The organism is Oscillibacter sp., assembly GCF_028693505.1.
Taxonomy (GTDB): Bacteria; Bacillota; Clostridia; order Oscillospirales; family Oscillospiraceae; genus Oscillibacter.
The window spans coordinates 42,091-65,192 of the sequence record NZ_JAQUVF010000001.1; the positions used below are offsets into that span (position 1 = coordinate 42,091).

Here is a 23,102-nt window from a genome sequence, read left to right on the forward strand (position 1 = left end):
GGAAAGGAGGGACGCGGATGAAAGAGCGCATCCGTACCCTGCGCCGCCGGTGGCAGGCGCTGTATCACCGCTCCAGCATCCAGATGGTCCTCTCCCTCTCCTTTACGGCGGTGGCTGTGGTGGGGCTGGTGGCGCTGGGGCTGACGCTGTTTCTCCGCTTTTCCCACCTCACCAACACGCAGATGGCGGAAAACAGCCGCCGGGTGCTCTCCCAGGTGAATTTGAATCTGGACGGGTATCTCCGGGGGATGATGCGGATTTCCGATACCGTCTATTATCAGGTCATCAAGGATACCGACCTGGCTCAGGAATCGCTGGTGGAGCCGCTGGACCTTCTCTACGAGGGCAGTCGGGACTCGCTGGTGTCCATCGCCGTCTTTTCCCGGGAGGGCGGACTCATCGCCGCAACGCCCTTGGCCGCGCTGAAAAACAGCGTGGCCCCGGAACGGGAGAGCTGGTTTGTCACCGCGCAGCAAAAAATCGAAAATCTGCACTTTTCAACGCCCCACGTGCAAAACCTCTTTGAGGACCCGGACTACCGCTATCGGTGGGTGGTTTCCCTGAGCCGTCAGGTGGAGCTGACGCGCTCCGGCGCCATCGAGGGCGGTGTGCTGCTGGTGGATATGAGCTTTGGCGGCATTGAGCAGATCTGCAAGGATGTGGATTTGGGCGGCCGGCAGGGCTATCTCTATCTCATCGACAGTGACGGGGAGATCATCTACCACCCCCGTCAGCAGCTGATCTACGCGGGACTGCTGGAGGAAAACAATCTCGCCGCCTCTATCTATCGGGACGGCAGCTATACGGAAACCTTTCTGGGACAGCACCGTCAGGTCACCGTCAAGACGGTGGGCTATACCGGCTGGAAGCTGGTGGCGGTGGTGCCGTCGGAGACCGTGTGGGACGATTACGGGCAGTTGATCGCATTCTTTTTCTTTGTGGTGCTGTTTTCCGTTTACCTGCTGGTGTTTGTGAATCTGCGGCTTTCCGGCTGGATCACCGCGCCGGTGAAAAAGCTGGACCGGGCGGTCAAGGAACTGGAGGCGGGAGAGGAGCAGGTGGACTTTGACGTGGGCGGGCCCTATGAGGTGGAGCACCTCAGCCACTCCATCCAGTCCATGGTGTCCACCCTGCGCCACCTGATGGACGATATCATCCAGCAGGAGGAGCAAAAGCGCCGCAGTGAGCTGGACGTGCTGCAATCCCAAATCAATCCGCATTTCCTCTATAACACGCTGGATTCCGTGGTGTGGATGACGGAAAACGGAAAAACGGAGGACGCGGTGGTGATGCTCACCTCGCTTGCCCGCTTTTTCCGCATTTCCCTCAGCCGGGGCAGCAGCGTCATCCCCATTGCCGACGAGCTGGAGCACGCCCGGAATTATCTCACCATCCAGAAAATGCGCTATAAAAACAAATTCTCCGCCGATATCACGGCGGAGGAGGGCGTGGAAGCGCTGTATACCGTGAAGCTGGTCATTCAGCCCGTGCTGGAAAATGCCATTTACCATGGCATGGCCTATGCCGACGGCGACGGGGAAATCCATGTCCGGGCGTTTCGCAGCGGCGGCGACGTGATCATCGAGGTGGCGGACAACGGCCCCGGCATGCCGGAGAGCGTGGTGGCAAGTCTGCTGGACCAAAACGGGCCGATTGCCGCGGCGGGGGCCAAGGGGTCGGGCATCGGCTTTCGGAATGTGGACCGGCGGCTTCGCTTGACGTTCGGGCCGTCCTACGGCCTCACCATCCTCAGTGAGCCGGACGATGGCACCACCGTGCGCATCCGGCTGCCGGCGCTTTCCGCTGAGGCGGCTCAAAAATACCGGAAGGAGGACAGGCCATGAAACGGAAGGTGCTGATCCAGCTGGCGGTGCCGCTGCTGGTGCTTTGCGCGCTGTTCTTCCTTCTGACCTATCCGGTGGGGCAATCTCACAGCCGCCCCGCGCCGTTGGAGCTGTCCGTCATTTTTCGGGAGCCGGACGGCGACCTCTGGTCCACCGCCCGGCAGGGAATGGAGCAGGCGGCGTCGGATTTGAATGTGGAGCTGCGATTCCTGCTGCCAACGAAGGCAAACGCCGCCGAGGAGCAGCGAACGCTGCTCTCGCGGGAGGTGGAGGGCGGCAGCGGCGCGATTTTGCTGATCCCGGCAGATCGGGCCGCGCTGGCGCAGGCCGTATCCGCGGCAGCGGAGAAGGTGCCCCTTGTAACACTGGAGACGGATATGACAGCTTACGGCGCCACCGCCTGTGTCAGCCCGGACAATGCCGCGCTGGGGAAAACATTGGGAAAAACGGTGCTCAACGGCGTGGCGGAAGGCGGCACGGTGCTGCTGCTTTGCAGCGTGCCGGGAGATAACGGCGTGGGGGAGCGGCTGGAAGCGGCGGCGGCGGTACTGAAGGCCGCCGGGCGAGAAGTGGTGTGGAGTACCTCCACCGACCCCGAGGCGCTGACGAGAGAGGGGCGGATCACGCAGGCAAAGGCGGTGATGGGCTTTGAGGCGTCCGCCCTGGAGATGGCGGCGTCCGTGGAGAATCAGCCGCTGCCGCTGGTGTATGGAATGGGGTCCACGGCGTCAATTGCCGCGGGACTGGAGCAAAGCCGCATTACCGCCATTGCCGCGCAAAACGAATTTTCCGCCGGGTATCTGGCCGTGGAGGCCGCCGTCACCGCCGCGCGGCACGAGACGCCCCGCTCCGTGGAAACATTGCCCTTTTCCCTGGTGCGGCAGGAAAATATGTACCAGTCCAAGAATCAAAAGCTGCTGTTCCCGGTGACACGGTGAGCAGAAGGAGGACCGCTATGAAACGAATCTGCGCGCTCTTTTTTGCGCTGGTCCTGGCGGGGACGCTGACCGCCTGCGGCGATACCGGCGTAACGCCCACCATCCGCATCGGCGTGGCGCTCTATCAGCAGGACGATACCTTCATCTCCACCGTGATGCAGGCGTTTCAGCAGCAGGCGATGGCCATGGAGCAGGAGCGCGGGGTGAAAATCAACCTGAATCTCGCGGACGGCCGCAGCAGCCAGACCATACAAAACGAGCAGGTGGACCGCTTTTTGGATCAAGACTATGATGTGATCTGCGTCAACATCGTGGATCGGACGGCGGCCGCCGTCCTCATCGATAAGGCGCAATCCGCAGGGGTCCCGGTGATCTTTTTTAACCGGGAGCCGGTGATGGAGGATTTGAGCCGCTGGGAACAGGCCTATTATATCGGCTCCCCCGGCGCCCGGGCCGGCGAGCTGCAAGGAGAGCTGGTTTTGCGCTCGTGGCAGAGCGACCCCTCCGCGCTGGACCGCAGTGGCGACGGAGTGCTGCAATACGTGATGCTGGAGGGGGAAGCCGGGCATCAGGACACCCTTTTGCGCACGGAGTACAGCGTCAAAACGCTGACCGGCGCGGGCATTGCCACGGAAAAGCTGGCAAACGAGACCGCCGATTGGCAGCGGGGTCAGGCGGGGACGCGGATGAAACAGTGGCTGGAGGAGTTTGGGGACGCCATTGAGGTGGTGTTTGCCAACAATGACGACATGGCCCTCGGCGCCATTGACGCCTGCTTGAACAGCGGTATGGCCCCGGAAGACCTGCCCTTTATCGTGGGCGTGGATGCCACGCCTCCGGCGCTGGAGGCGGTGGCGGAGGGAACGCTGAAGGGCACCGTGCAAAACGACGCCAAAGGGCAGGCGAAAAATATGCTGGCGCTCTCCTGCGCGCTGGCGGAGGGCACGGACCCCTCCCGGGCGGTGGAGCTGACGGACGGCAAGTACGTGTGGCTTCCCTATGTGAGCGTGACGAAAGAAAACCTGTCGGCGTTTCAACAGTGAAAAAGAGTTCCCGGTGAAGCTTCACCGGGAACTCTTTTTAAAGCTGATAGAGGGCGATCATGAGCGGCATGGAGACAATGCAAAGGAGCGTGGAAATCACATTGATGGCGCTGGCATACTCCTCGTCCCCGCCGTAGACCTGCGCCAGCTGGGTGACCATGGTGCCGGACGGCGCGCAGGCGGCCAGCAGACTGATGAGGAGGACGCCCTCCCCGTTTTCAATCAGCCCGGCAAGGCCGGTGAATTTCAAAAGGCACAAAATGACCAGCGGAAAGCCGATCAGCCGCAGGAAAACCACCTTCCACACGCCGGGAATGCGCACCAGCTTTTTTAGGTCCACCCCCGCCATCAGCATGCCGATGATGATCATGCTGATAGGGCCCAGCGTGCTGCCCACGGACTCCATGGCGCCCAGCAGCAGCGATGGCAGCGGAATGTCAAACACCAGCAGCGCAAGTCCCACCAGCATGGAAATGACGTTCAGATTGCCGAAAATGTTGCGAAAGGAAATGCGCTTTTCCCCGCTGAGCAGCATCCGGCAATGACTCCACAGCATCGTGACCTGCACGATCATGTACATGCTCACAAAGAGAATCATTTGCTTGCCGAGAATGGCCCCCACCACCGGAATCAGGAGATTGACGCAGTTGGAGTAAATAATGGAGGCCTGCTCCACCGCGCTCAGGTGCAGCGGCCTACGCAGAAAAACCGTCATCAAAACCATAATGGCGTGGATGGCAATGGCCACAGCAAAGGAAAAGGCCATGGAACGGAACATTTCCGGGGAACATTCGATCTGGTAGGCGGTGATGATGACGCAGGGATTGATGAGATAGAGACTGACGATGGAGAGCACCTTGCTGTCCTCCGGCTTTGCCCGGCCCAGACGCACCAGGAGCCACCCCATTGCCAGAGCAATAAACAGCTGCGCGATCTGCCGCAGCAGCAGGAGACTTATCAAAAAAACCGCCCCACATTCCTCGGATTATAAGACCAACCAAGCCATCATACAGGATAAACCAAGGCAAGGCAATCCCTTTTCGCCTAAATACTGGGAGAATTCCGTCATTTTTTGCCGGATGCGCGGTAAACGGAGGGGCTGCACCCCACCTCCCGTCCAAAGGCCCGGGAGAAATAAAAGGGGTCCTCAAACCCGACGGACGCCGCCACAGCCCCCACGGGGAGCGTGCTGTGGCGCAGAAGCTCTCCGGCTCGCTGGATGCGAAAGCGGGTGAGGTAGGCGCTGGGGGAGCAGCCGAATTCCGATTGAAAGGCGCGGTAAAGGCAGCTGCGGCTCACCCCCGCCTGCCGGGCGGCCTCCTCCACACCGATGGCGCGGGAGTAGTTTTGCTGGAGAAAGGCAGCGCCCTGCCGGGCGTACCGGGCCAAAGCGTCCTCCCCCCGCCGGGGGGCCTCCTCCATCAAAAGGCCAAGGGCGGCCTGTAAATAGCCCGCCATGCGCACGGCCCCGGGGTAATCGGAGCTGCGGGCCTTGTAAATTTCCAAAAGGCCCTGACGCAGCGCGTCCCCGGCGGCGGGCCGCAGCACGGGACGCTCCGGCGTGAAGGGCGTCTGCGCCAGCAGCAGCGGCGCGGCGGGTCCGGAAAAGCCCACCCAGTAATACTCCCACGGGTCCGTCTCGTCGGCCCGATAGTAGATGGGCGCGTCGGGCCTGGCCAAAAACGCGTTTCCGGCGTCGAGGACGAAAGTCCTGCCCTCCGTCTCGTAAATCCCCCGGCCGGAGACAATGTAGTGGAGCAGATAGTGATCCCGGACGCCGGGCCCCCAGCCGTAGCTTGGCGGGCACTTTTGAAAGCCCACGTTGTAAACCACCAGAGAGAGTTCCGCCCGTCGGTCGGTCTTAAAGGAATGCTTGAAATCCCCTGCCATGCACCCGCCTCCCCCGTCAATCGTGTCTGTCCCTTCAGCATATACCCACGCAACCGATTATGCAACAAAAATCCATGGAAAGGGCGACGCAATCCCATGGAAAACGGGGAGTGGTACTGGTACGGTAGAACCAGAATGAATCGAGGAGGTATCCGTCATGGAACGCACGAAACTGGAAGAGCGATTGAACCGGGGCGAGCTGGACACGGCACTTGCCCGCCTGTACGGCGAGACGGGGGTGGAGGAGGGTCGCCGCCGCTGCGCCGCGGTGCTATCCGGGTTTGAAAAAACCTTTGCCTGTTCGCCGGAAGCGCTTTTCAGCGCCCCCGGCCGCACGGAGCTTGGCGGAAACCACACGGACCACCAGCACGGCCGGGTGCTGGCCGCCGCCGTGGATTTGGACATTTTGGCCGCCGCCGCGCCAAACCAAAGCGGCATGCTCCGCCTGCAATCCCAGGGCTATCCGCTGCTGGTGGTGGATCTTGGCGAGCTTACCCCCAAAAAGGAGGAGGAAAACACCTCCGCCGCGCTGATTCGCGGCGTGGCCGCCCGGTTTTCTGCCATGGGCTGCGCCTTTGCGGGCCGGGGCGCGGATGTGTACATGACCTCCACCGTTCCCGGCGGCAGCGGACTTTCCTCCTCCGCCGCCTTCGAGGTGCTCATGGGCGTCCTCTTCGACCAGCTGTTTTTTGACGGGCGGCGCACGCCGGTGGAGCTTGCCCAGATCGGGCAGTACGCGGAAAACGTGTTTTTTGGCAAGCCCTGCGGACTGATGGACCAGACCGCCTCCTCCGTGGGCGGCGTGGTGGCCATCGATTTTCGGGATACGGCCCACCCGGCGGTGGAGCAGATCGGGCTGGACCTCCGCGCTGCCGGGTACGCCTTGTGCATTCTGGATTCCGGCGCGGGCCACGCAGACCTCACCGGGGAGTATGCCGCCATCACCGATGAGCTTAAGGCCGTGTGCCGGTACTTTGGCAAGGAGGTTTTGCGGGAGGTGCCGGAGGAGGCCTTTCTCTCCGCCCTGCCGCAAGTCCGGGAAGCGGCGGGGGACCGGGCGGTGAACCGCGCCTTCCACTTTTACGCGGAAAACCGCCGGGCCGCCGAGGAGGCGCAGGCGCTGAAGGACGGGGCGTTCGACCGCTTTTTGGAGCTGGTGCGCGACTCCGGACACTCCTCCGCCCAGTATCTGCAAAACGTGATCCCCACCGGCGGGACCGTCCGGCAGGAGCTGATGGTGACGATTGCCCTGTGCGAGCGGATTCTGGCGGGACAGGGCGCCGTCCGGGTCCACGGCGGCGGCTTTGGCGGAACGGCGCAGGCCTTCGTGCCCCTTGCACTGCTGGCGGCGTTCAAGGCCCAAACGGAAGCGGTGCTGGGCGAGGGCGCCTGCCATGTGGTCACAATTCGCCCCGTGGGCGGCATCCGACTGGCGTAAGGAGGCGGGGAGATGATTTTTGGAGCTATCGCGGACCTGGTTTCTTATGCTGTTCGCACAAACCTCATTGAGGAGGCGGACCGGGTCTGGGCCGTGAATGTACTGCTGGAGGAGCTGGGCCTTCCCACTTGGGAGGAGACTGCGCCCCGGGAGCGGCCGCTGGAGCAGATTTTGCAGGAAATTCTGGACTGGGCTGTGGAAAACGGCCGCATTGCGGACGGAACTGCCAGCCGGGACCTCTTTGATACAAAGCTGATGGGCCGCCTGACGCCCCGGCCCGGCGAGGTGCGCCGGACCTTTTGGGAGAAGTATCGGCGCTCGCCGGAGGAGGCCACGGACTGGTACTATGCGTTCAGTCAAAATACGGACTACATCCGCCGCTACCGCGTCGCCCGGGACTGGAAGTGGGTGACGTCCACGCCCTACGGCGATCTGGATATCACCGTCAACCTCTCCAAGCCGGAAAAGGACCCCCGGGCCATTGCCGCCGCCAAAACCGCGCCACAAAGCGGCTATCCCAAGTGCCTGCTGTGCCGGGAAAACGAGGGCTTCGCCGGGGATTTGACTCGCCCCGCCCGGCAAAACCACCGGGTGGTGCCCGTCACCATCGATCAAACCGACTGGTTTTTCCAGTACTCCCCCTATGTCTACTATCCGGAGCACTGCATTGTCTTTAACGGACAGCACGTGCCTATGCGGATCGACCGCTCCGCGTTTCGCAAGCTCTTGGATTTCGTAAAACAGTTTCCACACTATTTTGTGGGCTCCAACGCGGATTTGCCCATCGTGGGCGGCTCCATTTTAAGCCACGACCATTTTCAGGGCGGGCGCTATACCTTCGCCATGGAGCGCGCGCCGGTGGAGCGGGCGGTCTCCTTCCCCGGCTTTACCGATGTGGAGGCGGGGATCGTGCAGTGGCCCATGTCCGTCCTGCGGCTGCGCTGCGAGGACGACGAGCGTTTGGTGGACTTGGCGGAGAAGGTTTTGAACCGCTGGCGAAACTATACCGACCCGGCGGCCATAATCTTTGCCGAGACCGACGGAGAGCCGCACAACACCATCACCCCCATTGCCCGGAAGCGGGACGGAAAATTTGAGCTGGATCTGGTGCTGCGCAACAACCTCACCACCAAGGACTACCCGCTGGGGCTGTATCATCCCCACCCGGAGCTGCATCACATCAAAAAGGAAAACATCGGACTCATCGAGGTGATGGGCCTTGCGGTGCTGCCCGCCCGGCTAAAGACGGAGCTTTCCGCGCTGGCCCGGGCGCTGACGGAGGGACGGGACATCCGGGGCGACGAGGCGCTCGCAAAGCACGCCGACTGGGCGGAGGAAGTGCAAACGCGGCACACCTTTACCCGGGAAAACGCCATGGAGATTTTGCAAAACGAGGTGGGCGCGGTCTTTGCCACCGTGCTGGAGCACGCGGGCGTTTACAAATGCACAAAGGAAGGCCGACGGGCGTTCCTGCGGTTTTTGAGAGATGTAAAATAAGGAGGAAATGCGTATGAAAACCATTTTAGTCGCCGGCGGGGCCGGGTACATCGGCAGCCACATGGTGGCGCTGCTGGTGGAAAAGGGGTACGACGTGATCGTGGCGGACAACCTGCGCACCGGGCACTGGCAGGCGGTGAAGGGCGCGCGGCGGCTGTATGTGGGCGATTTGCGGGACAACGCCTTCATGAATCAGATTTTTGAGGAGAATCGGGTGGATGGGGTCATCAACTTTGCCGCCTATTCTCTGGTGGGCGAGAGCGTCACAAACCCGCTGAAGTATTACGGCAACAACGTGGCCGGGTCCCAGTCCATGCTGACGGCCATGAAAGACCACGGCGTCACAAAGATCGTCTTTTCCTCCACCGCCGCCACCTACGGCGAACCGGAAAAACAGCCCATTGAAGAGTGCGACCGCACGGACCCCACCAATCCCTACGGCGCGACGAAGCTTGCCATCGAGGGCATGCTCAAATGGTGCGATGCGGCCTACGGCATCCACTATGCCGCCCTGCGGTACTTCAACGCCGCCGGGTCCAACCCGGAGGTGGGCATCGGCGAGGACCATGACCCGGAGAGCCACCTCATCCCGCTGGTGATGAAAACCGCGCTGGGCCAGCGGGCCCATATCGGCATCTACGGAGACGACTACCCCACCGCGGACGGCACCTGCGTCCGGGATTACATCCACGTCCGGGACTTGGCCGAGGCCCATTTGCTGGCGCTGGAGCATCTGGAAAAGACCGGGAAGAGCGGCGTTTTCAATCTGGGCAGCGGCAGCGGCTATTCCGTCCGGGAAATCATTGACACCGCCCGCCGCATCACCGGGCGGGAGATTCCCGCCGTGGTGGAGCCTCGCCGGGCGGGGGACCCCTCCGTGCTGATCGCCTCCAACCAAAAGGCTGCCCAGATGCTGGGATGGACGCCCACCCGGGGCCTTGACCAGATCATTGCCGACGCGTGGGCGTGGCACTCCACCCACCCGGGCGGCTACGGAAAATAAAAAAACAGCAGGTCCCGCATGTTTGCGGGGCCTGCTGAGACTGTCTAAAAAGCCGTCAGGCTTTTTAGACAAAAGGGTTCGCTGCGCTCTGCGCCTCATCTGTCCGCTTTCGGCGGACAATTCGACGCTCGCTTCGCGCAAAGTGTTTTCGTCCACGTACGCGCCGCGGCCGAAAACGAATTTTCATTTCTTTGCCGCCCCGGCGGCAAACGCTGTGAGACTTTTTTGGAGAGCTGTGCAGGTCCCGCATGTTTGCGGGGCCTGCTGTTTTTTATACCGTTACGGCTGCAAGAGGTTCACGAGCCGCTGGAGATCGGCGGCGGAATCCAGATAGTCCCGGACGCTATCCCGGGGCGCAAGGTCTGCGCCGTTTGCGGCGTTATAGGCCGCCGTTTTCTCCCCGAGGGTGTCGTTGACCTCCGAGAGCGTGACGGTGCGGGACTGATCGTCGCCACCCTCCAGCGGATAGGTCCACGAGATCTCCCCCAGATTGCCCACCAGCGCGAAAAGCAGCGGCGCGGCTTCCTGCATCCGTCGGTCCAGATCAACGGCGGCGCGTGCCGTGCAGGGAATGTCGTAGACAAAGGTCCACTCGTAAGGCTCCTCGGCGGTTTGCAGCGCCATGGTGTAGCCGCCCGGAAGGCCCGGAACCAGCGCAGCGGTGATTCGCCCCAGCGCCGAGGCGTTGCCCACATAGGGTGTTTTGGCGTCGTACAGCGCCGCCGTGGAGGGGAAGATGGTCACGCCGTTTTGCCAGAGGAGCTTTCCGCCAAGATACACCTCCCGCACGCCGGAAAGGTCAAGGGTGGTCCGGTAGTCCCCGGAGGGATACAGCGGCGAGGAGAGGACCTTGCGCGCGGTGATCGTCACCACGCCGTCCGTCTCCTCCACCCGCCAGCGGCAGTAGGACGCGGCGGACTCCGCTGTGAAAACCCGCAGCTGCAAGTCTGTTTTTCCGTCGGAGAGGACGCTCCAGCTCAGGCCGCTTTTCCCGGCGGCCTCTCCGATGAGGAAAAGCTTTGCCCCAAGGGCGCACAAAAGAAGCGCCGCGGTGCAGAGAATGCCCAGCGCCACCTTGCGCCGTCCCCTGCGGCGCAGGGCCTTGAGATAGTCCACCTCCCGCTCCGCCCCGGCAGGGGCGGTTTCCGTCTGCCGCATGGCGGCAAGGCTTGCCGCGCAGTCCGGGCAGACGGATAGATGCGCCTCCACCGCCGCGTTGGTCTCCGCCCCGGTGAGTCCCTCCGCAAAGCTTGGCAGCAGGTCCCGCACCACAGCGCAGGTCAAATCATTTTTCATTTGGCGTCCCTCCGTTTCTCAGCCGTTCTTTTCCCCGATAAAAAGTAACCCGCGCCCAAGTCTCCGTTCGGCCCAGCACCGCGCCGATCTCCCGAAAGGTGAGATTGCCGAACACCCGCAGATAGACGGCTTCCCGGTAAGGCTCCGGGAGGTCGTGGACCTGCCGCAAAAGGGCCAGATGCCCCTCCCGGGAGAGAAGCGTCTCCTCGGCGGAGACGCTCGCGCCTTCCTCCTCCGGCGCGGGCGCTTCATGCTGACGCCTGCGCAGGTGCTGGTACCAAAGGTGCTTTGCGATCTGGCACAGCCAGACGGAGAGCTTGCACGTGCCGTCAAAGCGGGCGATGGAGCGCACCGCCTGATAAAAAGTCTCCTGGGTCAGCTCCTCCGCAAGGTCCGCATCCCGGCATTGGGAGAGGAGAAATTTATAGACGGTTTGGGCGTGCTGACGGTAGATTTCACTCATGTCGTCCACAGAGATCCCCCTCCTTTCTGTTCTTATATCCCCGGGGACGGGAAAACGTTACAGCGGCGGAAAAAAACTTGACGGGGAAAGCCCGTCAAGTTTTCAATCCGGCGCGTGGGTTTCAAACATCTCCTCAAATGAGGTGAGGTAGTAATCTGCCAATCGCCGGATTTCCGCTTGATCTTCCTCGGCGGAGGCGTCGTAGACGGCGCAGACCCGGAATCCGGCAGCCTTGGCGGTCTGGATGGCGTGGAGCGCGTCCTCAAAAACCACGGTGTCCTTTTTGTTGGACTGGAGCCGACGCATGGCCCGCTCATAAATTTCGGGAGAGCTTTTCCCGCTGCCCGCCTCGGCGCAGGTGATGATCCCGCGAAAATACCCGTCGATCCCGGCGTGGCGGAGGGCGGCTTCGGCCAAATGACGGTCCGTGGCGGTGGCCACATACATCCAAACGCCCTCCATTTTCAGCAGCGAGAGAAACTTTTCCACACCCGGCTTGGCCTGCACCTGGTTGTGGTAAAAATCGAAGATCTGCTCTTCGATGAGCGATACGATGTCCTCCACGCTCTGGGGCATGCCATAGGCCTCCTTGCAGTAGGCCGCGCCCTGGCGCAGCGTCATGGTTTTCAGCTTTTCGTGCAGGTCCGACGTCGGCGTGATGCCCTGCTTATAGAGCATACAGGGGCCCAGCTCGTGCCAGATGTGCATGGAGTCCAGCAGCGTCCCGTCCATATCAAAAATTGCGCTTTGCAGTCTCATGTGTGATGTTCCTTCCTTTTGCCGCCACGGTCGGCGCGTGAATCAATCGCGGCGGATACAGCAGATATGAATATAAGTATAGCACCAAACGAATAAAAAAACACAACGGCAAAGGTCTTGCCGAAAAAAAGGAGTCCGGGCCAGCGGCCCGGACTCCTTTTGCAGGTTGTGTGTGTCTTTGGAAAAAAACGCTCAGCAGAGCTTTGCGCCTGCGGGGATGGCGTCGTCCACCATGATGAGGTTCAGCTTTTCCTCGCCCTGCTCGGTGTGGACGGCGGAGAGCAGCATGCCGCAGGATTCCTGCCCCATCATCTTCCGGGGCGGCAGATTCACGATGGCCACCAGCGTCTTTCCCACCAGCTGCTCCGGCTCGTAGAACTTGTGGATGCCGGAGAGGATCTGCCGGTCGGTGCCGGTGCCGTCGTCCAGCGTGAAGCGCAGCAGCTTCTCGCTCTTTTTCACGGCCTCGCAGGCCTTCACCTTCACCGCCCGGAAATCGGACTTGCAGAAGGTGTCAAAGTCCACCTGCTCGGAAAGCTGCGGCTCCAGCTCCACGGCGGGGAGAGCGGCTTTCCGGGCTGCCTGCTCCGCCTCTTCCAGCGCGGCAAGGGCCTTCTCCGCATCGATGCGGGGGAAGAGGTTTTCGCCCTTGGTGGTGGCGGCGGTTTCAGGCAAAACGCCCCATTCGGCGGCGGATTCCCAGCTCTGGCAATTCGCCCCCGCGCCGATCTGGCGGAAGAGCGCCTCGCAGGAGGCGGGCATGAAGGGGCTGAGCAAAATGCCGCAGATGCGGGTGGCTTCCAGCAGGTTGTAGAGCACATGGGCAAGGCGGGGGCCGTTTGCCTCCATGTCCCGGGCCAGCGCCCAGGGGGCCGTTTCGTCGATATACTTGTTGGCCCGCTGAATGACCTTGAATACCTCGGAGAGCGCGTTGTGGGGGGCGTAGGCCTCCATCTGCGCCTCATAGGCGCTTCGCAGCGCGCGGGCCATGGACAAAAGCTCCTGATCGCACGTCTCGGGGGCGGTCCACGTCCCACAGCCCTCCGGCAGGCTTCCCCCGAAATACTTGCCCACCATGGCGGTGGTGCGGGAGACGAGGTTGCCGAGGTCGTTGGCAAGGTCGGTGTTGATGGTCTGGATCAAAAGCTCGTTGGAGAAGTTGCCGTCGGAGCCGAAGGGGAAGGTCCGCATCAGGAAAAAGCGCAGGGCGTCCACGCCGAACTGCTCCGCCAGAATATAGGGGTCCACCACATTGCCCTTGGACTTACTCATCTTGCCGCCGTCCAGCAGCAGCCAGCCGTGGCCAAACACATGTTTCGGCAGGGGCATTTCCATGCTCATGAGCATGGCGGGCCAGATGATGGAGTGGAACCGGACGATCTCCTTGCCCACAAAGTGGACGTCGGCAGGCCAGTACTTTTCATAGTCGTGGTACTGGTCATTCAAAAAGCCCAGGGCGGAGGTGTAGTTGAAGAGGGCGTCCACCCACACGTAGACCACATGGCCCGGGTCAAAATCCACGGGAATGCCCCAGGTGAAGCTGGTGCGGGAGACGCACAGATCCTCAAGGCCCGAGTCGATAAAGTTTTTCACCATCTCGTTGACGCGGCTGCGGGGCTGGAGGAAGTCCGTGTTTTCCAGCAGGTCCCGGACCCTGTCTGCGTATTTGCTCAGGCGGAAGAAGTAGGCCTCCTCCTCCGCGTCCACCACGCTGCGGCCGCAGTCGGGGCAGCATCCGTCCTTGAGCTGGCTCTCCGTCCAGAAGGACTCGCAGGGGGTGCAGTATTTTCCCCGGTAGGCGCCCTTATAAATGTCGCCGTTATCGTACATCTTGCGGAAAATCTTCTGCACGGCGGAGACGTGGTAATCGTCCGTGGTGCGGATGAAGCGGTCGTTGGAAATGTTCATCAGCTTCCACAGGTCCTTGACGCCCCGGGGACCTTCCACAATGCGGTCCACAAACTCCTTGGGGGTGATGCCGCTCTCCTGCGCCTTGGTTTCGATCTTCTGACCGTGCTCATCGGTGCCGGTGAGGAAGCACACGTCGCAGCCGGTAAGCCGCTTGTAGCGGGCCATGGCGTCGGTGGCCACCGTGCAGTAGGTGTGCCCGATGTGGAGCTTGTCCGAGGGGTAATAGATGGGGGTGGTGATATAGAACTTCTTCTTTTCCATGGGGGTTCTCCTTTTTAAGCGGCCGCTCCGAATGGAAGAGGGCCGGTATTTCCAAAACAGTTCTATTATTATACCGGATACCTTCTGAAATTACAACGTTTGTCGCCGATTTTCCCAAAGAAAAGACGCCGAAGCATCGCTTCGGCGCCGTTTCCTGGATATAGGAGGTATCCATCATATATCAAATGGCGAATGCTGGGCAATCGCTCACTGAAGGCCGCCGAACTCCAGGAAAGCCTTCACGAGGTTGTAGAAACGAGTTTCTCTCAAGTTGATCATGGTCTGTTCCTTCTTTCTGAAAAATAAAGTTTGTAAGAAATTTCTTGTGGAAGGGGGCTCCCTTGCTGTAAGATAACAATAGTCCCGCAGGCGCGGAAAGTCAAAACGTTAAAAGTGATGCGACGCATCGGAAAAAGTAATGAGAATGCAAAGGAGGGCGGAGCATGGATATTAAAAACCCGGAGTACATTCTGGAAATTGCCCACCAGATGAGCGTCACCCGGGCGGCGGAGAAGCTGTTTATCACCCAGTCCACCCTGAGCCAGTACCTTTTGAAGCTGGAGGCGGAATTGGGAACGCCCCTGTTCCTGCGGGACAAAAACCGTCTGGTGCCCACCGACGCGGGTAGAATTTACCTGCAGGCGGCGGCGGATGTGGTGCGCATTCAGGACGCCGCCCGCGCCAGCATCGCGGCGCTGAAGAACGAGGGCTGCATCCGCTTGGGCTGCTCCTCCTGGGGACTGGATCTGGTGGCCAACAGTCTGCCCGCCTTTAAGGAGGCGTTTCCCTCCATCACGCTCAAGCTCTTTGAAAACCGGTATTTGCAGCTCAAAGCGATGATGCAGGCGGGAAAGATCGATCTGGCGGTCATCGCCATCACGCCGGAGGACGATTTGCCCGCCCAGGGCTTTACGCCGCTGTGCCGGGAGGAGCTGGTGCTGGTGCTGCCAAAGGACCACCCGTTCTGCGTGTCCCATCCCCGCACCCGGAAGATCGCCCCCGGGGTTTTGGCGGAGGAGCTGCGGGACGTGAGCTTTGTGTTCTCCGACGAGGGGTCCACCATCCGCAAGCTGGAGGATCAGCTGTTCGCGGATTTGATGTTCCGGCCCAATGTGGTGTGCGAGCTGAATCGGGACGACTTCACCCAGAAGATGGTGGCAAACGGCGTGGGCGCGGCCATCGTGCCGGCGGCGGACATCCGGGGCTTTGCCACGGTCCGCTCGTTCCGCTTTGACCCGCCGCTGTGCCGGGAGGATATTCTGGTTTTCCGCAAGGGGGCGGAAAAGACGGAGGCGCTGGCCTGTTTGGAAAAATTGCTGGTGCGCAACTCCCAATCCAACCGACAGGTGGAGTTTTTGGCGGAGGGATAAATAAAAAGGACGCCCGCAGGGCGTCCTTTTTTTGTGGCATTGGGAAAATCGCCGCTCAGGCGGAAGGGTCCGCCTGGTCCGCCAGACTGCCCCGGCGCTTCCAGCGGCCGGAGAGATAGTAGACAAGCGAGATGGTAAAGCCCAGCACCCAGCCCACGCCGATGCCATAATACATGTAGTCTGGGCCGAAGCGGTCCGCAAACCAGTATACGGCGGGCACCCGCAGCAAGATCAGGGAAAAGAGCACGTTCACCATGGGAAAAACGCTCTCCCCTGCTCCCCGCATGGCATTGTTCAGGCAGAACATCACGGCGAAGAGCGCGTAAAAGGGCATAATGCACCGGAGATAGACCGCGCCGGCGTGAATGACCGCGGGCGTGGGGGAGAAAAGGCCCACCAAAGCGCCGCCGAAGGGGATCAGCACCGCGGCCATCAGCAGCGACCAGAGAGCGGAAACGAGCACTGTCACATGAATGCCCTGACGCGCCCGGTCCAGCCGGTGGGCGCCGATGTTCTGCCCCACAAAGGCGGTGACGGCGGTGGAAAGGCTTTGCACCGGCAAAAAAGCCAGCTGGTCCAGCCGATAGCCCACGTTGTAGCCTGCCGCAAATTCCTTGCCGAAGGAGTTGATTTTGCTCATCACCACCATGGCCCCCAGCGCCACCAGCGACATCTGAATGCCCGCCGGCAGGCCGATGCCCATGATCTGGCCGAACAGCTCCCGGTCAAAGCGGCGGCAGAAGGGGCGGATGGAAAAGGCGGGGTATTTGCGGTTGATGTAAAAAATGCCGAACAGCCAGGAAAACGCCTGGGAAATGATGGTGCCGAGGGCCACGCCCAGCACGCCCAGCGGAATCACCAGCACCAAAACCAGGTCCAGCACAATGTTCATCACGGCGGAAATGGCCAAAAACAGCAGTGTGGTGCGGCTGTTGCCAAGTCCGCTTAAAATGCCCGCGTTTAAGTTGTAGCCGATGGTCCCCGTAAGTCCGATGCACACCACCAGCAAATAGACGAACGCCTCGCGGTAAGCCCCGCTTTCCACCCGCAGCAATAAGAGGATGGGCTTTACTGCCGCCACGGCCAGCACCGTCACCGGGATGACCGAGAAGAGGAACGTGGTATAGATCGTGTCCACCGCGTCCCGGACCCGGTCCATGCGTCCGGCCCCAAAAAATTGGGCGATTACCACGGTCCCACCGTTGGAAAGGCCCATGAAAAGGGACGTGAACATAAAAATGACCGGAAAGCCCACGCCCACGGCGGCCAGCGCCCCGTCGCCCACGTACCGGCCAACTACCCAGCTGTCCACCATGTTGTAGAGCTGCTGCAAAAAACTGCCCGCCAGCAGGGGCAGCGCGAAGGCGACGATATGTCCCGCGGGAGAGCCAACGGTCATATTTCTTGCGCCGGGAGCCGTCTGTTCCATAAAAACACCTCATGCCGTCAATAAAGACACTCTACTCCCTTTCCGGCGCTGGAGCAAGATTGTTTTTTGCGGGAAAATCGGATACAATGAAGAAAACAGGAAAATAGATCGGAGAAGTGTTATGAGACTGCTGTCCTGGAACGTCAACGGCCTGCGCGCCTGCCTTGGAAAGGGTTTTCTGGACCTGTGCGCCGTGGCCGACGCGGATGTAATTTGCTTACAGGAGACAAAAATGCGGCCGGAGCAGGCGGAATTTGACCTGCCCGGCTACCAGCGCTATTGGAACAGCGCCGATAAGGCCGGGTATTCCGGCACCGCCGTCTTTACCCGGCAAGCGCCCCTTTCCGTGACCTATGATTTTGGCGCGGACGAGCACCGCCACGAAGGGCGGGTCATTACGGCGGAGTTTGAAGAATTTTACCTCGTCTGCTGCTATACCCCCAACTCCAAGGACCAGCTCTCCCGGCTGGAGTACCGCATGGCGTGGGAGGACGATATCCGGGCGTATCTCCTGGAGCTGGACGCAAAAAAGCCGGTGGTGTACTGCGGCGATCTGAACGTGGCCCATGAGGAGATCGACATCAAAAACCCCAAGAGCAACCGCATGAATCCGGGCTTTTCCGACGAGGAGCGGGGCAAGATGACGGAGCTTTTGCAAAGCGGGTTTGTGGATACCTTTCGGTATCTGTACCCGGATAAAACCGGGGCGTATTCTTGGTGGAGCTATCGCTTCAACGCCCGAAAGAACAACGCGGGCTGGCGCATCGACTATTTTATCGTCTCCGAGCGGCTGCGACAGAAAATTCAAAGCGCCGACATCTGGAGCGAGGTCACCGGCAGCGACCACTGCCCCGTGGTGCTGGAAATCGGGGAGTGAATCCCCCCGTCCCCGGGGAATGGGGGATGAACCCCCCATTCTTTTTCACGCGGCGAAAAAGAACGGGCTGTTCACGGTGGAAGAAAAAGCCGTTTAGCCCCTGCCGCCACGGCAGGGGTTTACGGGGGTACTCCGAATCACTGCCCCGCAAGATTAAGCCCCCTGCCGGGCGCGTCTGTGCCAGTTCGGGAAACAGCCAACTTGCCCGCGCCGGAAGGCATGGAGCGAATCGGCAGGCAGACGTATGGACCAGCGACGATTTCCGCTGCCGCTACCGCTTGCTTTGTGGCAAAGTCTGATACCGCTCGCAGGCGGGCGCGTTGGGCTTGCGGGGCTTCAATCTTGGGAAAACACAGTGACCGCAGTTTGCCAAATCGTACCGCTTGCCGAAGCGGATAAAGTGCTGTCTGAAAAATTTGCAGGTTTCGCAGCAGGACCCTTCCATAAAAATCACCTCAACGGACAGTATAGCAGCCATTTTTCCGCAAAATAGGGTGATCGGGACCTATTTTGCAAGGCTTGTGCCCGTTGGCGCTGCCCTCAGCTCAGCAGTGCGTTCATTTCCTCGATCTCCAGATCCTGCAGCGCCCAGTTGATGCCGTAGCCCACCACCTTGGAAAGGTCCCGCACCTGCTGGTCGATATCCCGGGGCGTCACCATCAGGTTTTGATGGCTCTTGCGCAAGGTCTCCTCGTCCACGGACTGGATGCCGCTGCCCTCCAGCAGGTCCGCCGCCAGCGTGGCGGCGTCCACCACGGTGGGGATGCCCACGGCAAACACTGGCACGCCCAGCGTCTCCTGATTCAGCGCCCAGCGGTGGTTTCCAACGCCGGAGCCGGGGACGATGCCGGTGTCGGAGAGCTGCACCGTGGCGCACACCCGCTCACACCGACGGGAGGCCAGCGCGTCCACGGCGATGATGAGGGCGGGATGCACCTCCGCCACTAACCCCCGCACCGCCTCGGCGGACTCCACGCCGGTGGTGCCCAGCACTCCGGTGCGAAACGCCGCCACGGGGCGGAAGCCGGAAAAATGCTTGGGCATGGAGGCAATCAGGTGCCGAGTGATGAGGACGCTGTCCAGTGTCAGCGGGCCGACGGCGTCCGGCGTCATGGCGCTGTTGCCAAGGCCGATGACCAGCGCGGCCCCCTCCTGCGGGATCAGCGCCTTGAGCTGACTGCCCACGGCCCGGACGGCCCGCTCAAAAAAATCGGCCTTTCGCTGCCAGAAGGTGGAAAGGTCGATGGTGAGATAGGAGCCTTGGGGCTTGCCCAGCGCCTGCTCTCCCCGCTCGTCCAAAATGTCCACACGGGTGGTCGGATACCCCTCCTGTTTTTGCTTTGTGGCCTTCACGCCTTGCAGCCGCGTGGTCTTTTCCGCCGATTCCTGCCATAATTCCCGGGCCTCCAGGGCCAGATCCGTTCGCTTACTGAACAAAAGCAGTTCCCTCCCAACACAAAATCTTGTGGTTCCTGCCCTAGGTTTTGCGATATTGCATACAATATACAAAAAAGAGCAGAAAATGTAAAAAAAGACTTGATTTTTTGTTCGTTCCCTGCTAAAATATCATTCTGCACGGTGGAAAATCTACTGTGTGAATTTGCCGAAGGAGGTGTTTGGTTTGCCGAATATCAAGTCTGCCAAGAAGCGTGTGTTGATTGGTGAAGCGAAAAACGCACGGAATAAGGCTGCAAAGTCCGATCTGAAAACCGCCATCAAGAAGTTCGAGGTTGCTGCCGCAGATGGCAATCGCACCGAGGCCGATGGCGCTTACAAGGTTGCGGTGAAGAAAGTCGATCAGGCTGTTGCCAAGGGCGTTCTGCACAAGAACACGGCCGCTCACAAGAAGAGCGCTATGACCCTGAAGTTCAACCAGATTGGCTGATTGTGCTGAAATTGAAAGGACATCCTGTGGGATGTCCTTTTTATTTTATTCTGGCCCTTTCCACCGGTGCGGAGTGTGGTATACTAGAGCGGGAATCGTGTGATTTCGCTGAAAAAAGACAACAGGGGTGACGGAATGCTTTTGTTTGATACCCATGCCCACTATGATGACGACGCCTTTGCCCCCGACCGGGCGGAGGTGCTCTCCGCCCTCCCCGCCGCGGGCGTTGCGCTGGTGGTGGACCCGGGGTGCGACGCGGCTTCCTCCCGGGCGGCGGTGGCGCTGGCGGAGCAATTTCCCCACGTCTATGCCGCCGTCGGCCTCCACCCGGAAAACTGCCATGGGGCCGGAGATGCGGAATTGGAGGAAATCCGCCGCCTGTGCGGGCATAAAAAAGTGGTGGCCATCGGCGAGATCGGGCTGGATTATTATTGGCAGGAAAATCCGCCCCGGGACTTTCAGCGGGAGATTTTTCGCCGCCAGCTGGCGCTTGCGGGCGAGCTGCGCCTTCCGGTGATCGTCCACGACCGGGACGCCCATGGGGACGCGCTGGCCATCGTGGCGGACTATCTCGAGGTCCGGGGGGTGTTCCACTGCTTTTCCGGCAGTCCCGAGATGGCGGCAGAGCTTTTAAAGCGGGGATGGTTCTTGGGTTTTGACGGACCTATTACCTATAAAAACGCCCGCCGCGCCCCGGAGGTGGCTGCCATCACGCCGCTGGAGCGGATGCTGGTGGAGACGGACAGCCCCTATCTTGCCCCGGTCCCGTGCCGCGGCAAGCGGAACGACAGCCGGAATTTGCCGTATATTGTGGAGACGCTGGCCCGGTGGAAGGGCATCTCTCCGGAGGAGCTGGCCCGATGCACCTGTGAAAACGGAAAACGTCTTTTCGGATTGGAGTGAAGGAACATGGAAAAAGGATTTACGATCACGTATGAATACGGGGACAACCTGTATGTGAATACCACCAACCGCTGTGACTATGCCTGCACCTTCTGCCTGCGGCAAAACCAAAGCAGTCAGGGCAGCATTTATAACGACAACCTGTGGCTTACGCGGGAGCCTACCCGGGAAGAAATTCTCGCCTCCATTGAGGGGAGAGACCTTGGCAAGTACCGCCAGCTCGTGTTTTGCGGCTTTGGCGAGCCCAGCTACCGCATGGACGATATCTGCTGGGTGATCGACCATCTGAAGGAGCACGGAAAGAAAATCTTTACCCGCATGGACACCAACGGCACCGGAAATCTCATCCACGGCCGGGATATCTGTCCGGAATTTGCGGGCCGGTTCGACATGGTCTCCATCTCCCTCAACACCGATACGGCGGAGAAATACGAGGCGCTGTGCCGCCCCCGGCTCCCCGGAAGCTACGAGGCCATGAAGGACTTCGCCAAGGAGCTTTTGCGGTATGTGCCCCACGTGATGATGACCGTGGTGGATACGATCCCCGCAGAGGAGATCGAAAACTGCCGCAAGATCTGCGAAGAGGAGATCGGCGCCACCTATCGGGTGCGGGAATATATCAAGGACTGAGGGAGAAAAACATGATTGGTTCATTGATTATGGGCGCGCTGGTGGGCTGGATCGCGGGGCGGGTGATGCACGCGGAGGGCGGCCTTGTGCGCAGCATCGCCATCGGGATGCTGGGTTCCTTCGTGGGCAGCGCCCTCTTCGGTCTGCTGGGCTTTTACGCTTACGGCCTGTTCGCCAATTTGCTGGTGGGCGTGGTGGGCGCGTGCCTGTCCATCTGGGCGGGGCGAAAGCTGTTTCATTAAAAAAGAGACGCCAAAAGGCGTCTCTTCTCTTTTACAGCATTTTCAAAAGCTCAATCTGCTCGCCGGAGGGGCCGGTGAAAAACCAGTTTTCCAAACCGCCGAACAGGTGGGGCAGCACTTTCTTCTTCGGTGCAAGGAAGGTGTCCACCCCTGCGGCGCGGATGGCGGCGGCGGTGGCGTCCATGTCGTCCACATAGACGGCAAAATGGGGAATGCAGCCCTCCTCCATGGAAACGGGCGTGGGAGACTGGATCAGCTCCAGCGTGACGCCGCCGAGGTCCACCAGCGCCAGATGCTTTTCGCCATTGGGCGTGGAAAGAGTCTCCCGTTTCAAAAGGGAAGCGCCGATCTTCTCATAAAAGGCAATGCTCTCATCCATATCGGCGGTGTAGATCCCGATATGACCCAGGCCCCGGAAATGCTTGTTCATTTGAAAGTTCCTCCCTATTCATGATCCTCGCCGGCAAGCGGCGGTTTCTGGTACAGATATAGCACATTTTTTTGTAAAAGGGAACGCTTTTCTAAAAAGAAGCAAAGAATAAAAACTTTTTCTTGACATTTGCGCAAATTCTTATATAATAATAAGGCTCGCAGTCTGCGGGCATATCCTTGCTCTCATCTGAAGATGAGGGCCATTTGTCCAAAAGGAGGTGCAAACATGGCAAAGGTTTCTGCCAATTATGAGGTCGTCTACATTATCGACCCTGCACAGGGTGAGGAGAACACCGCCGCACTGGTGGCGAAGTTCAAGACACTGGCTGAGCAGAATGGTTCCGCCGTTGAAGTGGAAGAGTGGGGCAGCCGCAAGCTGGCTTATCCCATCAACTTCAAGACCGATGGATACTACGTGCTGATGAGCTTCAGCAGCGAGCCCGCGTTCCCCAGAGAGCTGGACCGTATCCTCGGCATTACCGACGGCATCATGCGTTCTTTGATCGTCTGTAAGGGCGAGTAAGGAGGCATAACATGCTGAACAAAATCATTCTCATGGGTCGTTTGACCCGTGACCCCGAGCTGCGCCGCACCGGAAGCGGTACGGCCGTCACCTCCTTCTCTTTGGCCGTGGACCGGGACTTCAAGTCTCAGGGCGGCGAGAAGGAGACCGACTTTATCGATATCGTGGCATGGCGCGCCACCGCGGAATTCGTCAGCAAGTACTTCACCAAGGGCCGTATGGCCGTGGTAGAGGGCCGGCTGCAAATCCGCGACTGGACGGATAAGGAAGGCGGCAAGCGCAGAAGCGCGGAAGTCGTGGCCGACAACGTCTACTTCGGGGATTCCAAGCGTGACGGCGCCGGTGAGTACGGTGCCGCTCCCGCATACAGTGCTCCTGCCGGACGGGCCAGCGCGGCTCCGATGGACGGGCACTCCGACTTTGCCGAAATTGGTGAAGAGGACGGCGAACTGCCGTTCTGATTTTGAA

Annotated in this window: 24 protein-coding genes; 15 read left to right on the top strand and 9 right to left on the bottom strand. The window is 60.4% G+C overall.

Features of this window, described 5'->3' with window-relative positions; all coding sequences use genetic code 11:
- Nucleotides 1-17: 17 nt before the first annotated feature.
- From PHI30_RS00190 to PHI30_RS00200, 3 genes are read left to right on the top strand one after another with little or no spacing between them, the layout of a single operon-like run.
- Nucleotides 18-1,844, top strand: coding sequence for a sensor histidine kinase (locus PHI30_RS00190; RefSeq protein WP_300022250.1), 1,827 nt, complete (start codon nt 18-20; stop codon nt 1,842-1,844).
- Entirely contained in the window at nt 1,841-2,782 is a 942-nt protein-coding gene (locus tag PHI30_RS00195; RefSeq protein ID WP_300022253.1) for a substrate-binding domain-containing protein, read from the top strand. Before PHI30_RS00190 ends, PHI30_RS00195 begins: the two co-directional genes overlap by 4 nt.
- A gap of 17 nt (nt 2,783-2,799) precedes the next feature.
- The gene (locus tag PHI30_RS00200; protein WP_300022255.1) at nt 2,800-3,825 is read left to right on the top strand and encodes a galactose ABC transporter substrate-binding protein; all 1,026 of its coding nucleotides are present in this window, start codon (nt 2,800-2,802) and stop codon (nt 3,823-3,825) included.
- A gap of 37 nt (nt 3,826-3,862) precedes the next feature.
- Here the strand turns inward: PHI30_RS00200 and PHI30_RS00205 are convergent, their stop codons facing one another.
- On the bottom strand, nt 3,863-4,786 hold the full coding sequence (locus tag PHI30_RS00205) for an AEC family transporter (RefSeq protein WP_300022258.1): 924 nt from the start codon (nt 4,784-4,786) through the stop codon (nt 3,863-3,865).
- Between the two features lie 104 nt (nt 4,787-4,890).
- Nucleotides 4,891-5,715: a helix-turn-helix domain-containing protein gene (locus PHI30_RS00210; protein ID WP_300022260.1), complete on the bottom strand. Its 825-nt coding sequence runs from the start codon at nt 5,713-5,715 to the stop codon at nt 4,891-4,893.
- 157 nt (nt 5,716-5,872) lie between these two features.
- Between PHI30_RS00210 and PHI30_RS00215 the strand changes: the two genes are divergently transcribed.
- The 3 genes from PHI30_RS00215 to galE are packed head-to-tail and all read left to right on the top strand — an operon-like array spanning nt 5,873 to nt 9,653.
- On the top strand, nt 5,873-7,153 hold the full coding sequence (locus PHI30_RS00215; protein WP_300022262.1) for a galactokinase family protein: 1,281 nt from the start codon (nt 5,873-5,875) through the stop codon (nt 7,151-7,153).
- 12 nt (nt 7,154-7,165) lie between these two features.
- Nucleotides 7,166-8,650, top strand: coding sequence for a UDP-glucose--hexose-1-phosphate uridylyltransferase (galT, locus tag PHI30_RS00220; RefSeq protein ID WP_300022265.1), 1,485 nt, complete (start codon nt 7,166-7,168; stop codon nt 8,648-8,650).
- Nucleotides 8,651-8,663: 13 nt separating this feature from the next.
- Entirely contained in the window at nt 8,664-9,653 is a 990-nt protein-coding gene (galE, locus tag PHI30_RS00225) for a UDP-glucose 4-epimerase GalE (RefSeq protein ID WP_300022267.1), read from the top strand.
- A 279-nt stretch (nt 9,654-9,932) separates the two neighbouring features.
- Here the strand turns inward: galE and PHI30_RS00230 are convergent, their stop codons facing one another.
- The 4 genes from PHI30_RS00230 to metG form a co-directional block, all read right to left on the bottom strand.
- On the bottom strand, nt 9,933-10,949 hold the full coding sequence (locus tag PHI30_RS00230; protein ID WP_300022269.1) for a DUF4825 domain-containing protein: 1,017 nt from the start codon (nt 10,947-10,949) through the stop codon (nt 9,933-9,935).
- Entirely contained in the window at nt 10,939-11,412 is a 474-nt protein-coding gene (locus tag PHI30_RS00235; protein WP_367186312.1) for an RNA polymerase sigma factor, read from the bottom strand. Before PHI30_RS00235 ends, PHI30_RS00230 begins: the two co-directional genes overlap by 11 nt.
- Before the next feature lie 102 nt (nt 11,413-11,514).
- Nucleotides 11,515-12,171, bottom strand: a complete 657-nt coding sequence (locus PHI30_RS00240) for an HAD family phosphatase (RefSeq protein ID WP_300022273.1) — start codon at nt 12,169-12,171, stop codon at nt 11,515-11,517.
- Nucleotides 12,172-12,363: 192 nt separating this feature from the next.
- Nucleotides 12,364-14,343: a methionine--tRNA ligase gene (gene metG, locus PHI30_RS00245; RefSeq protein ID WP_300022276.1), complete on the bottom strand. Its 1,980-nt coding sequence runs from the start codon at nt 14,341-14,343 to the stop codon at nt 12,364-12,366.
- Between the two features lie 443 nt (nt 14,344-14,786).
- On the opposite strand from metG, the gene PHI30_RS00250 reads away from it, so the two are divergent.
- Entirely contained in the window at nt 14,787-15,713 is a 927-nt protein-coding gene (locus PHI30_RS00250; protein WP_300022278.1) for a LysR family transcriptional regulator, read from the top strand.
- A 55-nt stretch (nt 15,714-15,768) separates the two neighbouring features.
- Here the strand turns inward: PHI30_RS00250 and PHI30_RS00255 are convergent, their stop codons facing one another.
- Nucleotides 15,769-17,142 (bottom strand): MATE family efflux transporter, encoded by a 1,374-nt coding sequence (locus PHI30_RS00255; protein WP_300022281.1) that lies wholly within the window; start codon nt 17,140-17,142, stop codon nt 15,769-15,771.
- Between the two features lie 121 nt (nt 17,143-17,263).
- Here PHI30_RS00255 and PHI30_RS00260 point away from each other — a divergent pair, with 121 nt between their 5' ends.
- Nucleotides 17,264-18,019: an exodeoxyribonuclease III gene (locus PHI30_RS00260; protein WP_300022284.1), complete on the top strand. Its 756-nt coding sequence runs from the start codon at nt 17,264-17,266 to the stop codon at nt 18,017-18,019.
- A gap of 244 nt (nt 18,020-18,263) precedes the next feature.
- Nucleotides 18,264-18,512, top strand: a complete 249-nt coding sequence (locus tag PHI30_RS00265) for a hypothetical protein (protein WP_300022287.1) — start codon at nt 18,264-18,266, stop codon at nt 18,510-18,512.
- Nucleotides 18,513-18,559: 47 nt separating this feature from the next.
- Here the strand turns inward: PHI30_RS00265 and gpr are convergent, their stop codons facing one another.
- Nucleotides 18,560-19,456 (bottom strand): GPR endopeptidase, encoded by an 897-nt coding sequence (gene gpr, locus PHI30_RS00270; protein ID WP_300022290.1) that lies wholly within the window; start codon nt 19,454-19,456, stop codon nt 18,560-18,562.
- A gap of 184 nt (nt 19,457-19,640) precedes the next feature.
- Between gpr and rpsT the strand changes: the two genes are divergently transcribed.
- The 4 genes from rpsT to PHI30_RS00290 all read left to right on the top strand — a co-directional run bounded on the left by rpsT (nt 19,641) and on the right by PHI30_RS00290 (nt 21,679).
- A complete protein-coding gene (gene rpsT / locus PHI30_RS00275; RefSeq protein ID WP_300022293.1) occupies nt 19,641-19,904 on the top strand; it encodes a 30S ribosomal protein S20 in 264 nt (87 codons plus the stop codon).
- 135 nt (nt 19,905-20,039) lie between these two features.
- The gene (locus tag PHI30_RS00280) at nt 20,040-20,807 is read left to right on the top strand and encodes a TatD family hydrolase (protein WP_300022295.1); all 768 of its coding nucleotides are present in this window, start codon (nt 20,040-20,042) and stop codon (nt 20,805-20,807) included.
- A 6-nt stretch (nt 20,808-20,813) separates the two neighbouring features.
- Nucleotides 20,814-21,437, top strand: a complete 624-nt coding sequence (locus PHI30_RS00285; protein WP_300022298.1) for a TatD family nuclease-associated radical SAM protein — start codon at nt 20,814-20,816, stop codon at nt 21,435-21,437.
- 11 nt (nt 21,438-21,448) lie between these two features.
- Nucleotides 21,449-21,679 (top strand): GlsB/YeaQ/YmgE family stress response membrane protein, encoded by a 231-nt coding sequence (locus tag PHI30_RS00290; RefSeq protein ID WP_300022301.1) that lies wholly within the window; start codon nt 21,449-21,451, stop codon nt 21,677-21,679.
- A gap of 31 nt (nt 21,680-21,710) precedes the next feature.
- On the opposite strand, the gene PHI30_RS00295 is transcribed toward PHI30_RS00290, so the two are convergent.
- Entirely contained in the window at nt 21,711-22,109 is a 399-nt protein-coding gene (locus PHI30_RS00295; protein ID WP_300022305.1) for a VOC family protein, read from the bottom strand.
- Between the two features lie 228 nt (nt 22,110-22,337).
- Between PHI30_RS00295 and rpsF the strand changes: the two genes are divergently transcribed.
- Together rpsF and PHI30_RS00305 are read left to right on the top strand one after the other, a co-directional pair.
- Nucleotides 22,338-22,634: a 30S ribosomal protein S6 gene (gene rpsF / locus PHI30_RS00300; RefSeq protein WP_300022308.1), complete on the top strand. Its 297-nt coding sequence runs from the start codon at nt 22,338-22,340 to the stop codon at nt 22,632-22,634.
- Between the two features lie 11 nt (nt 22,635-22,645).
- Nucleotides 22,646-23,095: a single-stranded DNA-binding protein gene (locus tag PHI30_RS00305; protein WP_300022311.1), complete on the top strand. Its 450-nt coding sequence runs from the start codon at nt 22,646-22,648 to the stop codon at nt 23,093-23,095.
- Nucleotides 23,096-23,102 lie beyond the last annotated feature (7 nt).